Below are 15,733 nucleotides of genomic sequence, written 5' to 3'. Positions count from 1 at the left end.
AAATTATTAATTGATTATATTTTTAACGAAAAATGACCTCTATATTCTTTTCCTTCAGGAAGTTTTAAGTAATACCAATAATCGTCAGGTGTTAATAGTTTACCATGTAATAAACCATCCCAACCATTTGATGTATTTGGGTTGAAAGCTTTTAGAAGTTTGCCATACCTGTTAAAAATATAAATTGTAATATCAGGATAATCGTTTGGGTCTAATCCTTTTATATTCCATGTGTCGTGTCTTCCGTCGTTATTTGGTGTGAAGTATTTAGGAAACCCAATAATATTAAATGTTTCAGAACTAATATTGCAGTTGAAAAGGTCTTTAATGTATACTGTATGAGAACCTGCTTCTACATTAGTAAATACATTGCTAGGTTGGTAGATTCCGTTAGGGTCATCTAGTGAAAATACAAAATCTCCAATTGTGGTGATAAGGTTTATAGTTACATCATAATCGTTAATAACTATACTTTCTACTTGAGCAGTTTCAATTTGATTAACAGTAACAGTTATATGTTTTTCACAGTTTAAAGCAGGGTCAATTATTGTTAAATTGTAAATACCAGGTTCGTTTATGTAAATCTGATTGGTGGTATCATTAGTATTCCATAAATAATTAAAGTTAGAAACATCACTATTACTTAAACCAGAATCAATTATTATTGGAAATTCAGAAGGACAAACATTAATAGTTTGGTCGTCAACTAAAGGAAAGTCTTTAACAATTAATTCTAAAACGCCACCACCATAACATACGTTATCGCTTTCAGCTCTAATATAAAGGCTAGTAGAAGATGAAGTATAGTTTAATGGTACTGCATTTATGCCAATAGCAGCATCTTGTTGTGTTTCATGAAAGGTAACATTAACATTTGTAGGTAAGTTGAGTGAGTTTACGATATTCTCAACTGCATTATTTAAATCAAATTCAGCAATACCAGAATTATCTAAATCACAAGTTTCAAGCTCAAAACTATTTAAATCAACTGACTGTGTGGTTTCGAGTCTTATTGATGCGATATTAAAACATTGTGTATTGGCTTTGTATACTTTGGCATATAATATTTCGCCTTGGTATTGATTCTCATAAACATTGTTTAAGGTATTTGAGTTGTGTTCATCAGCTAGAGCTTCTGCTTCAGAATGATAATAGTAAACCTGAATAGCTTCTGAAGTGTTGAAGGTTAAAGGTCCATTGGCTAAAGCTAAATTAAAGGTTGCAATACCATCATTTGGGTCGTTGTCATACGAGTCGCATTGTACCAAATCGTAAGTGTTTTGCATTACATTAGGAGCTTCTGAAATATTTATTTGCTTAACCATTGGGTCATACTCAACACCATTAATTGATAGGGTTAATGTAGCTGTATAAGTTCCTGGTTGGTCATAAAAATGATAAGCTTCTTCGTTAGTTGAGGTTTGACCGTCTCCAAAATTCCATTCTACAGTGTCATAAGGCTCTTCAGAAGTTATAAAAAAATGAGTGGTATCACCAAGACAGGTAAACTCGTAATCAAACGTGTAAAGGAATATAGATTGTATAAAAGGCGGAAGTCCTAGTTGAGCAGTTTTTCCTTCTAAAAAAAGAGAATTATGAGAATAGTTACATGCAGAACCAATACCATTTGGGTTATTTATAACTGATAGATATTCTCCTTCTCCAAAAACAGGATATCCTGCTCTGTAAATTTTACCGTTAATAGCTAATTGTAAAGCGCCAGCAACATTTGAAGAACTGTTAACGGTTTGCTGTGTAGCCTCAACATTAGCAGCCTCGGTTTGGTATTGATACAAATAACTTGTAACAAATAAATCGTCCTCATCAAAAACACTAGTAGTAACATATAGTAACTCTGAATTAGGCGAAAATTCAACTCCGTAAGGATAGGTATTTGAAATTACGTTTTTTTGATTGCTTACAACACCTGTAGCGTTATTAAAATCGTACAATAATACCTTTCCTGATTTTTTTGTTCCGTTTCTCGGGCTACCTAGATTTGTTGAGCTATGTGCTATTGCAATTTTTTCTCCATCAGGTGATACTTTTAAGTACCCAATAGCAGTAACATTTGCACCTTCTTCATTAATCCTAGGCTCTACCATTTGTTGAACCGAAGAAACAACAGGAGTATCAACAACACCAGTATAGTCAACTAAAAACGCATAAAATTTATTTCTAAAATGTGTAATAACCCAAACAGCGCTTCCGTCGCTATGTGTTACGGCTGTAATTTTTTCGGAAGATTTATATTCGCTTTGAGTAGCATTGTTAACGTCATAAGTGATTAAATGTATGTTTTTTTGACTATCAACAACATCACCTAAGCCATTGTTAAGTGTCATGTCAACTTCAGAATAATTAACACCATCAATAGGTTCGTCTTCTGTTAAAAAATAACTTGGTTTGTCAATAGTAAAAATGTAGTAGGAGTTTGAATTACCAGGTTTAGGGATAATAAGTGCAGATTCTGTACTAGAAGAATGTCCTAAAAGTCCTTCGCCATTAGGCATAACTTGATGTTGTCTATCCCAAACAGTTCTACCATCAGTATAGAACAATAAACTACCATTAGCATCAGAAATTGTAGCGCATCCTTCTTTGGTAATGAGTTGCCCATTTAATAAAACTGAAGGATCATCTCCAGTGTTAAAATCAAGACCAGCATTGTAGCCAAAATACCAAATAGCAGATTCGTTTTGCGAAAACAAGCTAATAGTAGTTAAACAAAAAATAATCAACAAAAAGCGTCTTATCATGAATAACCTAATTATTCACCTTGAAAAAGGAGAACTTATAATAAGTAAATATAACTATTTGATTTTTAAGTTGAATACATCAAACAGTAAATGAAGTCAAATTACCTAATTTTTGGATAACTTGAAGGGTTTACTTCATGCATAACATTATAAACAGCCTCAAAAATATCTTCGGAAGAAGGTTTTGAGAAATAATCACCATCAGTACCATAAGCAGGTCTGTGTGCTTTAGCTGTTAATGTTTTAGGTTGACTGTCTAAATATTGATAAGCGCCTTGAGTATTTAATATTTCGTTTAAAATATATGCCGAAGCTCCTCCTGGAACGTCCTCATCAATAACCATTAATCGGTTTGTCTTTTTAACACTCTTCACTATATCATGGTTAATGTCTAGAGGAAGCAGTGACTGTAAGTCAATAACTTCTGCATCAACACCAACTTCTAGAAGCTCTTTAGCAACATCTTCAACAATACGAAGTGTTGATCCATAGGATACCAAAGTAATGTCTGCACCTTCTTTAACAGTTTCAACAACACCAACAGGTGTTTTAAGTTGTCCTAAGTTATTAGGCATTTTTTCTTTTAAACGGTAACCATTTAAACATTCTACAATAAGTGCAGGTTCATCACTTTCTAAAAGCGTATTGTAAAATCCTGCAGCCTTAACCATATTTCTAGGAACAAGAATATTAACACCTCGCATTAAGTGTAAAATTCCACCCATTTGAGAACCAGAATGCCAAATACCTTCTAGTCTGTGTCCACGAGTACGAATAATTAATGGTGCCTTTTGCTTGCCTAAAGTTCTGTAATACAATGTAGCAAGGTCGTCACTAATGATTTGAAGTGCATACATTAGGTAGTCTAAATACTGAATTTCAGCAATTGGACGCAATCCTCTCATTGCCATTCCAATACCTTGACCTATAATTGTTGCTTCTCTAATACCAGCATCAGCTACTCTAAGTTCACCATATTTTTTCTGTAATCCTTCTAAGCCTTGGTTAACATCACCAATATTTCCTGAGTCTTCACCAAAAACTAAGGTTTCAGGATAGTTGCTAAAAATGGCATCAAAGTTATCTCTTAAAATTAAACGTCCATCAACTTCTTCTGCATTGTCATCATAGGTTGGTTCAACCTCTTTAATATTTAGTACAGAATGTTTGGTTTCGCTGTATAAATGCGAACTGTATTTTGGTTGAACTCTGTCTAAGTTAGTGTTAATCCAGTTTTGTAATGTTGTTTTTTCTGCTGATTCTTCAGAAATCACATAACGAAGTGCTTTTCTTGCAGAAGAAAATACATCTTTTCTGATAGGTTCTTTTATGGCAGATAAATCATTGGCAAGTTTTGTTAAAAACACCTTGTTTGGACTAGAAGATGCAAGCTTAGTTAAAATATCAATAACTTCGTTTTGCTCTTGCTTGATTGGTTTTAAGTAAGCATCCCAAGCTCTTTTTTTACCTTCTCTTACTTGTTTTTTTATGTTTTTATCAATGCTGTCTAATGTTTCTTCATCAGCAATATTATTGCTAACCATCCATTGGCGCATTTTTAAAATACAATCGTGCTCAGCTTCCCAAGTTAAACGCTCAGGAGATTTGTAACGCTCGTGAGATCCAGAAGTAGAGTGACCTTGAGGTTGTGTAAGTTCAACCACATGAATCATAACAGGAACGTGCTCTTCTCTTGCAATTTTAGAAGCCTGTTGGTAGGTTTCCATTAATGCTACATAATCCCAACCATTAACTTTAAGTATTTCGTAGCCTTTATGTTTATCGTCTCTTTGAAATCCTTTTAAGATTTCTGATATGTTTTCTTTAGTAGTTTGGTGTTTAGCATGTACTGAAATTCCATACTCATCATCCCAAATACTTATTACCATTGGTACTTGTAATACACCAGCAGCGTTTATGGTTTCAAAAAATAAACCTTCACTAGTACTTGCGTTACCAATTGTTCCCCAAGCAACTTCGTCACCATTTACCGAAAACTTAGTAGCGTCTATACCTTTAACATTTCGGTATATTTTAGAAGCTTGAGCTAATCCTAATAAACGAGGCATTTGACCAGCAGTAGGAGAGATGTCAGCGCTTGAGTTTTTTTGTTTTGTTAAGTTTTTCCAGTTACCATCTTTGTCTAAACTGTGAGTACCAAAATGACCTCCCATTTGTCTTCCTGCCGACATAGGGTCAGCTTCAATAGAAGGATGTGCATATAAACCAGCAAAAAACTGGTCAATGGTTAGCTCACCAATAGCCATCATAAAGGTTTGGTCTCTGTAATAACCAGATCTAAAATCTCCATTTTTAAATGCTTTTGCCCATGCAAGTTGCGGGACTTCTTTACCGTCACCAAAAATTCCAAATTTTGCTTTACCAGTCAAAACTTCACGTCTACCTAACAAACTACATTCTCTGCTTGTAACAGCAATTGTGTAATCGTTTATGACTTCGGCTTTGAAATCATCAAAAGTGATGTTGTTTATAGTGTTTGGTTCAGTATGCATTTATAGAGGTATTTTTAAGTTGCAAATTTAGGGAAACTTTCTGTTCTTTACAATGCCTAAATTTGTTATAATATTAAGAATATATCAAAAAAAAGCAAATATTTTTAATATTTCTCTATTAAATCGATAAAAATTAAGAATCTGTTAATAAATTCCTAATACCACTTCCTTCTAAATAGGCCTAAAAGTGCTTGTGGGTCTACTGTAAATTTAAACCTTATTTTTTGATCGTAATGTGGTTGAGCAATTTCCCATCCTAAATTGGAATATACAGGGAAAAATACTTCAAAATAATCTGGCACTAAGTTTAATCGTATTCCGGAGTCATAAACGACTTCAGCATCAGAGTATTTGTTTTTTACAAGACCAAGGTCTCCATAGGCTTCAATATATTTCCAAATGCTTGTACTGGTATTAATAGTTGTCATCCATTGGTTGGCAAAAGCAGGTCTTAACTTTGATTTAAATCCACCTTCGGCAATGATAATTTGTTGACTAAAAATACCAGAAGCTTCAGAGCGTCCTAAATAATCGTAATCAAATAAATAATCAGTAGGTCTGTCTAATGCAAAACTAAAGTAGTTGTTATTGGCATTGGTTTTATTGTATAAAAATGTACCAGCAAAAAACCTAAAGTTAAATTGTCTGTTATTTTCAGAAAGCTTACGATACTCATAGTTTACAGCTATTTTACCAAATTTATTAGCTATTTGAAAGTCTGTATAAATTTTATAAAAATCAACCAAACCAGGATTAGAGTTTATATATCTAATATTGAAAACACCATAGTCTGGTTCTTCGGTCAATATAAGATTATTGTCTTCTTGCTTTCTTGAAATATCTAAATACCTTAAGTTAATGTAGTTAGACTTATTAGACCTAAAGTTTTTGTCATCTCTAAAATAAAATGAAAGCGTAGGCGATACTATGGTTACAAAAGCATTTTCAGCAAAAGATGAATAACTAGCGGTTAAACCATAGGTAATATTGTATAGGTTGTTGTTTTCAATATTGTGAGTAAACAAAACAGTTGAAGATCCTGTTAAGGTCTTAGAGTTTGTTGAGTATTGTGGAGAAAACTTGTAGTTTAATTTTTTACGCAACAATGTTTTATTATAGATTTTTGCTCCTAAATTTAAACCATCGTAAATATTTTTATACTCTACAATTGGCATTAAAAATACTTGGTTGTAATGAGGATCTTCAATATCCTTAAATAATCGGAATTGAAATGGTTTATTGTTGAAGAAAAACCCTTTTAAGGATTTTTGGTTATCTCTTAGGTTTATTTCTGGTATTGCATTATCGTAATTTAAAACCAGTTTATTAGCGTCATTTCTTGGTATGGTTAACGTTTTACTTCCATTAACATTTTCAATCCAAGTTTTAGAAAGTATTGAATCGTTATTTAAAGTAAATAACGACACAGGCATTGCATTTTTACGCTTGTTCTTTATAGTAAATGTTATTGAATCTTCGGTTTTTGAAACATTTTTAATTTTAAAATCAATCTTTTTTCTTGTTGTTAGATAATCATCAAAAAACCAATCGATATCTTTTGAGGTGTTTTGTTTTAAAAGTGTTTCAAATGCTTTAGATGAAGTTGGTTGTAGTCTAGTTTCTTTTAAAAATTGAACGATAGTCTGCTCAAGTACATTTCCGTTAATAAAATCGTCTAAGTATTTTAAACCCAAACCTGCTTTATACTTACTTGCAATATTAGCATTGAACTTTAATAAAGAATCTTTAGACATTGCTAACGGTTGATCTCTATTAGTACGAGCCATTTGCATAAAAAACAACAGATATTGGTCGTTGAATTTTAAATCGGCAGCATGAAAAGATCTTACTCCCCAAACATCAGCTAATGTTCCTAGAAGCTTCATGTCTGGATAATGTTCTTCAATATATTTCATTAGAAAATAAACCTGAAAACTATCTTTTAGCCAATAGTCTTTACGAGGATTTATCAATAATGTGTTTTCAAGATATTTATTGAGAGCTGTTCTTAAAAGCTTCAGTTCGTATTGAAAATTATCAGGAAAAGGCCTAATAAAACTAGGCAACTGATTAAGACCATATAAAGGGTCTTTTTTATACTCAATTTCGGTTAACAACATTCTTTCATGTGGATACTTTCCTAAGTTGTCATCAATAAAACTAAGTACTTTATCAGTTATAATAGCTCTTTCATGCGCTTCTAAGTTTTCTTCTTTTAAATTAGTAATAACAGTTACATTATCGGTTTTTACATATTTAAAATTAGGAAATCGAGCTAGAGATAAAAACGAATTAATACGATCTTTTCCATTTATAATAGTAATTAATGTACTATCAGTTTGGTTTAGCGCAAGCGTGTTTAACTCTGTCATGAGCGCATAGTTTCTTGGGTGCTCGATTTCAAACGTTAAGTCGGTTTTTGGTAGGTATAAATCGTCAAGATTTTTATTGCTGTAGTAATGCCATTCACCATCATAAATAGCAGGTGTTACATACCAATACTTTAAATTGAAATCTTTGGTTTCGGTTATTCCATAACTGGTAAATGTATCATTAGGAACAACTAAGTTGTAATTTAAAAGAATATTATACGATTCTCCTGGAGGAATAGCGTTGTTAAGTGTGATTTCAATAACATCAGGATGGTTTTTTAAACGAGTAAACTCTAAATCGTCACCTTCATTTTCTTTAACCGATGTAATATTTGTGTAGCCTCTTTCATCACTTTTAGCAAAATGGAATTTGTTATTAAATTCTTCAGTAAAACGTTTTGCTAACGGACTAGTTTTAACAGAGTAGGCGTTGTTCCAATCGTTAAGGTATATGGTTTTTAAAGTGTCTTTTGAGGTGTTTTGATAGGAAATATATTGCTTTATATGCAGGGTTTTATTAGGAATATCAAACTTTGCATTTAACTCAATTTTATTTTGAGCCCATGTACAAAGGTTTACTAATAAAAGTAGATATATAGTTATTACTGATTTCAATTCGTTACCACAAACTTTAAAGGGTTACTGTTAAATTGGGACAAGGTAATATAGTATAAACCATTTGATAGATTTGAAATATCTTCCCTAATATATATCGAATTTTTTAAAGGAATGGTTTTTACCAATTGACCAATACCATTATAAATAGTTATAGTCGTGTTAAAAAGTGCTTCAGAATGGATCTCTAGTTCTAAAAAAGAAGTATTCAAAATATTTGAACCTACAAAGCGTATTGGTTTTTTTAACTTAGGACTGTGAGTGTTTAAAACCTCAGTAGTTTGTAATTGTAAAGTCACTGGTAAGTGATCGCTAAAATAGTATAGAGCATTTCTAATATTAAAATCAAAATCTGTTCCTGAGCAATTGGTTGAGTTTATTTCTTGATTATGACAAGAGGTGTTAGCATTATTACCAAATACTTTATAAGAATCGTTTACATAAAAAATATCAGTATTGGTAAGCATGTTTTCTGAAGCTAAAATAAAATCAAATCTGTCGTCAAAACCACCTGTAGTTCCTCCTAAACCTGTTTGCGTTCTGGTTGATTGAGTAAAAACGTCAATATAGCTATTATTGTTGTGCCAACTTCCAATTCTATTAGCAGGATCAACAAATGTAATGTTGTTTGAAGTGTCAATTAGCTCTTGAAAAGCAGGTTCAGAATGGGTGTAAACATTTAAGTCGCCTCCTAAAATAACATTACTGTTTGCTGGAAAAGTGGTCAAGTAATCTGTTAAATCTTGAACCATTTGAAATCGTAATGCTTGATTGTCTGTTCCGCTAGAAGCTTTTAAATGACAAACAATAACATCAATATAAATAGGGTTTGTGCTTTGATTTACAGTGTTTAGCTTTAATCTGTAATGATTAAAATCCCTATAAATAGTAATTACTTCATTCTGACTTTCTAAAATAAATTTTGAAGTGTCAAAATAGATAAGGTTTTGTAGGTCATTTTGATTACCAAGATTGTCATCAGAATTATTAAGAACAAAAGCAGCTCTATTATAATTAGGATTTATGCTTTGCATCATAGCTAATATGTCATTAGCTCCATTTTCATTGTTGAGTTCACAAACCATAAATAAGTCTGGTCGGTAATCATCAACAATGGTATTGAGGTATTGCAACCTATTTTCTACATTGTTCTCTAGAGGATAGTTTAAAAGATTATAGAACATAACATTGAAGGTCTCTTGCGAGAAGAGACCATAAATATTAAGCATACCAGCTAGTACAAGCAATGCTATGTTCTTCTTTTTCATAACTATATTTTAAAAAGCAATTTTTTTTAGAAGTTAGGGCTCAAGTTGAATTCTTTGTAGAATGCATCAAGAATTTCTAAAACTTCATCTGCAGTATCCACCAAATGAATTAAATCTAAGTCTTTAGGGCTAATGTTATTGTGAGTTTCTAAAAGTGTTGCTTTAACCCAATCCATCAATCCGCTCCAAAACTCTGTTCCCACAAGTATAATAGGGAATTTTTCAATTTTATTGGTTTGAATTAAGGTAATCGCTTCAAACAACTCGTCTAAAGTTCCGAAACCACCAGGCATTACAACAAAACCTTGAGAGTATTTTACAAACATTACTTTTCTTACAAAGAAATAGTCAAAATCTAAACTCTTGTCAGAATCAATATAAGGGTTGTCATGTTGTTCAAAAGGCAACTCAATGTTAAGTCCTACCGATGTTCCTCCAGCAATGTGAGCTCCTTTGTTACCAGCTTCCATAATACCAGGTCCACCACCAGTAATTACACCATAACCATGGTCTACAATTTTGCTAGCAACTTCTTCAGCTAGTTTGTAGTATTTGTGGTCTGGTTTTGTTCTTGCAGAACCAAAAATTGAAACACAAGGTCCAATTCTGCTTAATTTTTCATAACCATTAACAAACTCTCCCATGATTTTAAAAATTGCCCAAGAGTCGTTTGTTTTTATTTCATTCCATCTTTTGTGATGTTGTTCGTTTCTCATAGTATAAATCTTATTTTTGTAACATGCTAATTTAGTTCTTTTTTAAGGAATTGCGCAGTGTAACTTTTTTTGTGCTTTATTATTTTTTCTGGAGTGCCTTCAGCAACAATTTGTCCGCCACCTTTTCCGCCTTCGTAACCTACATCAATAATGTGATCCATCATTTTAATAACATCCATATTATGCTCAATTATAAGTACAGTATTTCCTTTGTTGGCTAATTTATTAAGTACTTGCATAAGTACACGAATGTCTTCAAAATGTAAGCCTGTTGTAGGTTCGTCAAGAATGTAAAAGGTGTTTCCTGTATCTCGCTTGCTAAGTTCAGTAGCTAGTTTAATACGTTGAGCTTCACCACCTGAAAGCGTTGTACTTTGTTGACCCAGTGTAATGTAGCCTAAACCAACGTCTTTTATGGTTTTTAGTTTTTTATGGATTTTAGGAATGTGCTCAAAAAAGTCTACAGCTTCGCTAATAGTCATGTTGAGTACATCGCTAATGCTTTTACCTTTATATCTAATTTCGAGGGTTTCACGATTAAAGCGTTTGCCTTGACAGGTTTCGCACTCTACATAAACGTCTGGAAGGAAATTCATTTCAATAACACGTAAACCACCACCTTGACAAGTTTCGCAACGACCTCCTTTTACGTTAAAGCTAAAACGACCAGGTTTGTAACCTCTAATCATAGCTTCAGGTATTTTAGCAAAAAGGCTTCGTATTTCGCTAAATGTACCAGTGTAAGTTGCAGGATTGCTACGAGGTGTTCTACCAATAGGTGATTGGTTAATGTCTATAACTTTATCAATATGCTCCAAACCTTTAATGCTCTTGTAAGGCATTGGTTTTTTTACGCCATTAAAGTAGTGCGCATTCATTATTGGATATAAGGTTTCATTGATAAGTGTTGATTTCCCACTTCCTGAAACACCAGTAACTCCAATCATTTTTCCTAACGGAATAGTCACTGAAACATTTTTTAAGTTGTTACCAGTACAACCTTTTAGCTCAATAAATTTTCCATTGCCTTCACGACGTTCTTTTGGTACTTCAATTGCTTTACTACCATTAAGATAATCGGCAGTTAGTGTATGATGTGTTTTTAATTCATCAGGTGTGCCAATACTTATAATTTCGCCGCCATATTTTCCTGCTTTTGGTCCAATATCAATAACATAATCGGCACGTTCAATCATGTCTTTATCATGTTCAACAACAATTACCGAGTTGCCAATATCTCTCAACGAAACTAACGAGTTAATAAGTTTTTCATTATCACGTTGATGCAAGCCTATACTAGGTTCGTCTAAAATATAAAGTACACCAACCAGCTGCGAGCCAATTTGGGTGGCAAGCCTAATACGTTGTGCTTCTCCACCAGAAAGCGATTTTGAGCTTCGGTTAAGTGATAAGTAATCAAGTCCTACATCTAACAAAAACTGTAATCGTGTTGAAATTTCTTTTAGTATTTCTTCAGAAATTTTAAACTGTTTTTCAGATAGATGTTTTGGTAATTCATTAAACCAATCTACTAAATCAACAATGTCTTTGTTTGCTAATTCAGAAATATTAAGACCATTAACTTTAAAGTATAAAGATTCTTTTCTAAGTCTAGAGCCTTCACATTCGCTACATTTTACTTTATCCATGTAGTCTTTTGCCCAACGTTTTAAAGATGTTGACTCTGCATTGTTGTATTGGCTTTCAATAAAATTAGCAACACCTTCAAACTCGATTTTATAATCTCTGGTAACACCAAGTGTTTTACTTTCTACCGAAAACTTTTCATTTCCACCATAGAGAATCATTTGTTTAGCGTCTTCAGGAATACTTTTGTAAGGATCGGATAAATTAAAGCCATAGCGATGTGCAATGGTTTCTAACTGTTTAAAAATCCATGAGTTCTTTTGTGGTCCATGAGGTGCAAGTGCTCCTGCTTTTATAGATAAGCTGTCATCTGGTATAATTTTACGTTCGTTGATTTGATAAAGTCTACCAATACCATTACACTTTGGACAAGCACCTTTAGGTGAATTAAACGAAAAGTTGTTTGGTTCTGGGTTTGGGTAAGATATACCAGAAGAAGGACACATTAGGTTTCTACTAAAATAACGTACCTCGTTAGTGTCTTGGTCTAACACCATAAGCACATCGTCTCCATGATACATGGCTGTGTTTATAGTTTCTGTTAAGCGCTTATCGTTATCGGCAGAATTATCAATTTTAAGTCGGTCGATTACAATTTCAATATCATGCGTTTTGTAACGGTCTAACTTCATACCTTTTACTAGGTCTTTTATTTCACCATCAGTACGCACTTTTACAAAACCTTGTTTTGCAATTTGCTCAAAGAGTTCGCGATAGTGACCTTTACGAGATCTAATAACAGGTGCAAGAATATTTATACGTTTGCCATTAAAAGACTCTACAATAAGTGCTTTAATTTGCTCATCGTTGTAGCTCACCATTTTTTCGCCAGTGTTGTAACTATAGGCATCACTTGCACGAGCAAAAAGAAGTCTGAGGAAATCATATATTTCTGTAATAGTACCTACTGTAGAACGAGGCGACTTACTAGTTGTTTTTTGTTCTATAGCAATTACAGGAGATAGTCCATCAATTTTATCGACATCAGGACGCTCCAATCCACCTAAAAACTGACGCGCATAAGCCGAAAAGGTTTCGATATAACGACGCTGTCCTTCGGCATAAATAGTATCGAATGCTAAAGAGGACTTACCACTACCTGAAAGACCTGTGATAACCACAAGCTTTTCGCGAGGTATTGTAACGTCTATGTTTTTGAGGTTATGGACTCTTGCGCCTTGAACCTCTATATGTTCTTCAAATTGACTCATAGAATTGCAAAGTTGCAAAGGTACAGATTTAGTAATACAAAACGAAGTGAAGCTGTTTTAGAGTTTTGTTAAAAAGATATTACTGAGCGTATTAGTTTTTGTTGAATTTTAAAATATAACTGATCATAAGGTAATTTGGAAAAAAGTACAATGTTATGATGCTAAAAGGCATAAAAGTGTATATTAGTGAGTGTAAATTTTGATTTGTGAAAATGAAAAATAAAAACGTAGTATTTGTTCTGTTTAGCATGCTTATGTGTTTAGGATGCAATTCAAAACCAGAAAAAAAGAAAATAGAAGATACAAGTAATACAATAGTAGTATTAACAACTAATTATGGCGAAATAACCTTAGAGCTTTTTAATGATACTCCTAAGCACAGAGATAATTTTATAAAACTGGTCAATGAGCATGCTTATGATAGTTTGTTATTTCATCGTGTCATTAAAGACTTTGTCATACAAGGAGGAGATCCTGATAGTAAAAATGCACCATTAGGAAAGTTTTTAGGTGAAGGTGATTTAGATTATACTGTGCCAGCTGAATTTAGACCAAATTTGTTTCATAAACGAGGTGCCTTGGCTACTGCCAGAGAAGAAAATTTAACACGAGCATCAAGCGCTATGCAATTTTTTATAGTTGATGGTAAAGTGTATAACGATAGCTTACTGGATGTTGCTCAACAACGCATTAACACTATGACTGCTCGTTATCATGTAATTAAAAGTAAAGCGCATAAACCTTTGTTTGAAGCATTAAAGATAGCAAGTGAAGGTAATGATGAGCAGCTCGCAACTAAGCTTAATGATAGTATACAACAATTAGCTGAAACTTATACTGATTTTGAAGCCTACACTATTCCTGAAGCACATAGAGCAGTCTATAAATCTATAGGAGGTATTCCGCATTTAGATCAAAATTATACTGTTTTTGGCGAAGTAATTGAAGGAATGAATGTAGTAGATTCAATTGTAAATTTGCCAACCGATGAAAATGACAGACCTTTGGAAAATGTAATAATTCTTAGTACAGAACTAAAAAACTGATTGAATGATACAACTTTATGGATATAACAATTGAAAATATACTTTTAATAGGTTCGTTATTGCTTTTTGTGAGTATTGTTGTGGGTAAAACTTCCTATAAATTTGGAGTGCCAACATTACTACTTTTCTTAGTGATTGGGATGTTAGCAGGTTCTGATGGTATTGTGGGAATTTATTTTGACGACCCTAAGCTAGCGCAGTTTATAGGTATTGTGTCACTTAATTTTATTTTGTTTTCAGGTGGTCTCGATACCAGTTGGAAATCGGTTAAACCTGTATTAAGAGAAGGTTTAATGTTGTCTACTTTAGGAGTATTGCTTACAGCTACTTCGCTAGGTGTTTTTGTTTGGATGGTTACCGATTTTACGATTTATGAAAGTTTATTGTTAGGTTCTATTGTGTCGTCAACTGATGCTGCTGCTGTATTTTCAATTTTACGTTCTAAAAATCTTTCGTTACGCACTAATCTTCGCCCTACACTAGAGCTTGAAAGCGGAAGTAACGACCCAATGGCTTATGTGTTAACTATTGCATTTTTAACGTTGGTAGTAAATCAAGATCAAAGTGCGTGGTCAATCATCCCTTTATTTTTACAACAAATGGTTATAGGCTGTATAGCAGGTTTTGGATTTGGTAAATTGAGTAAGTTTACGATAAATACCATTAAACTAGGCTTTGAAGGGTTGTACCCAGTTTTAGCAATAGCACTAATGTTTATTACATTTTCAGCAACCGATTTTATAGGAGGTAATGGCTTTCTTGCTATTTACATTTGTGCTGTTTACTTAGGAAATCAAGACTTAATTCATAAATCTACAATTTTAAAGATGTTTGATGGGTTGGCTTGGTTAATGCAAATTGTTTTATTCCTTACCTTAGGCTTATTAGTATTTCCTTCTCAAATTGTTCCTTATATAGGTATCGGACTACTTATTTCTTTGTTTCTTATTGTTGTTGCTAGACCTATAGGTGTTTTTATTAGTTTGATGTTTTTTAAAATGAAACTAAGAAGGCGTGCTTACATCTCTTGGGTTGGATTGCGAGGAGCTGTACCTATTGTGTTTGCTACATATCCTTTGCTAGCAGGAATTGATAAAGCAAACATGATTTTTAGTATTGTATTTTTTATTTCGGTAACATCGGTTTTAATACAAGGTACAACACTTTCGGTTTTTGCTAATTGGTTAAAAGTGGCTTTACCAGAAGAAACTAAAAAAATAACTGAGGTTGATAGGCTTATACTAGATTTGCCTAAATCGTCATTTCAAGAGTTTGTGATTTCACCTCATTCTTATGCAGCTAATAAACGAATAGTTGACGTTAAGTTTCCTAAATCGGCATTTATAGTAATGATAAAAAGAGGTAAAGAATATATTAGACCTGGAGGTTCCACGGAATTGTTAGAAAATGATGTGTTAATGGTGATTGCAGATACTCAAGATGATTTTATAGAAGTGAATAGCTGTATTAGCGGGTAGTTTTTTGCAATAGCAATGTCAATTATGAAACAGTGTTTTGTGTGATAAATTGAGGAGTTGATTTTTAGTATTCGTATAAAAAATAACTACTTTTAACTCTGCGAATGT

Annotated in this window: 8 protein-coding genes; 2 read left to right on the top strand and 6 right to left on the bottom strand. The window is 32.9% G+C overall.

What is annotated here, in order from left to right:
• Positions 1-14: 14 nt before the first annotated feature.
• The 6 genes from A8975_RS10205 to uvrA all read right to left on the bottom strand — a co-directional run bounded on the left by A8975_RS10205 (position 15) and on the right by uvrA (position 13,101).
• Positions 15-2,759, bottom strand: a complete 2,745-nt coding sequence (locus A8975_RS10205; RefSeq protein WP_134200275.1) for a T9SS type B sorting domain-containing protein — start codon at positions 2,757-2,759, stop codon at positions 15-17.
• A gap of 101 nt (positions 2,760-2,860) precedes the next feature.
• Positions 2,861-5,272, bottom strand: coding sequence for a thiamine pyrophosphate-dependent enzyme (locus A8975_RS10200; protein ID WP_134200273.1), 2,412 nt, complete (start codon positions 5,270-5,272; stop codon positions 2,861-2,863).
• Between the two features lie 155 nt (positions 5,273-5,427).
• Positions 5,428-8,259, bottom strand: coding sequence for a metalloprotease (locus tag A8975_RS10195; RefSeq protein ID WP_134200271.1), 2,832 nt, complete (start codon positions 8,257-8,259; stop codon positions 5,428-5,430).
• Positions 8,256-9,527: a hypothetical protein gene (locus A8975_RS10190; RefSeq protein ID WP_134200269.1), complete on the bottom strand. Its 1,272-nt coding sequence runs from the start codon at positions 9,525-9,527 to the stop codon at positions 8,256-8,258. Before A8975_RS10190 ends, A8975_RS10195 begins: the two co-directional genes overlap by 4 nt.
• A gap of 26 nt (positions 9,528-9,553) precedes the next feature.
• Positions 9,554-10,243, bottom strand: a complete 690-nt coding sequence (locus A8975_RS10185; RefSeq protein WP_129760586.1) for a TIGR00730 family Rossman fold protein — start codon at positions 10,241-10,243, stop codon at positions 9,554-9,556.
• 26 nt (positions 10,244-10,269) lie between these two features.
• Entirely contained in the window at positions 10,270-13,101 is a 2,832-nt protein-coding gene (gene uvrA, locus A8975_RS10180) for an excinuclease ABC subunit UvrA (RefSeq protein ID WP_134200267.1), read from the bottom strand.
• 212 nt (positions 13,102-13,313) lie between these two features.
• Between uvrA and A8975_RS10175 the strand changes: the two genes are divergently transcribed.
• Complete coding sequence (locus A8975_RS10175) at positions 13,314-14,147, top strand: peptidylprolyl isomerase (protein ID WP_134200265.1); 834 nt, start codon at positions 13,314-13,316, stop codon at positions 14,145-14,147.
• Positions 14,148-14,164: 17 nt separating this feature from the next.
• Positions 14,165-15,625, top strand: coding sequence for a potassium/proton antiporter (locus tag A8975_RS10170; protein WP_134200263.1), 1,461 nt, complete (start codon positions 14,165-14,167; stop codon positions 15,623-15,625).
• Positions 15,626-15,733 lie beyond the last annotated feature (108 nt).

Source organism: Meridianimaribacter flavus (assembly GCF_004366715.1).
Classification (GTDB): domain Bacteria; phylum Bacteroidota; class Bacteroidia; order Flavobacteriales; family Flavobacteriaceae; genus Gaetbulibacter_B; species Gaetbulibacter_B jejuensis.
This window is presented reverse-complemented; position numbering and strand designations above follow the sequence as displayed.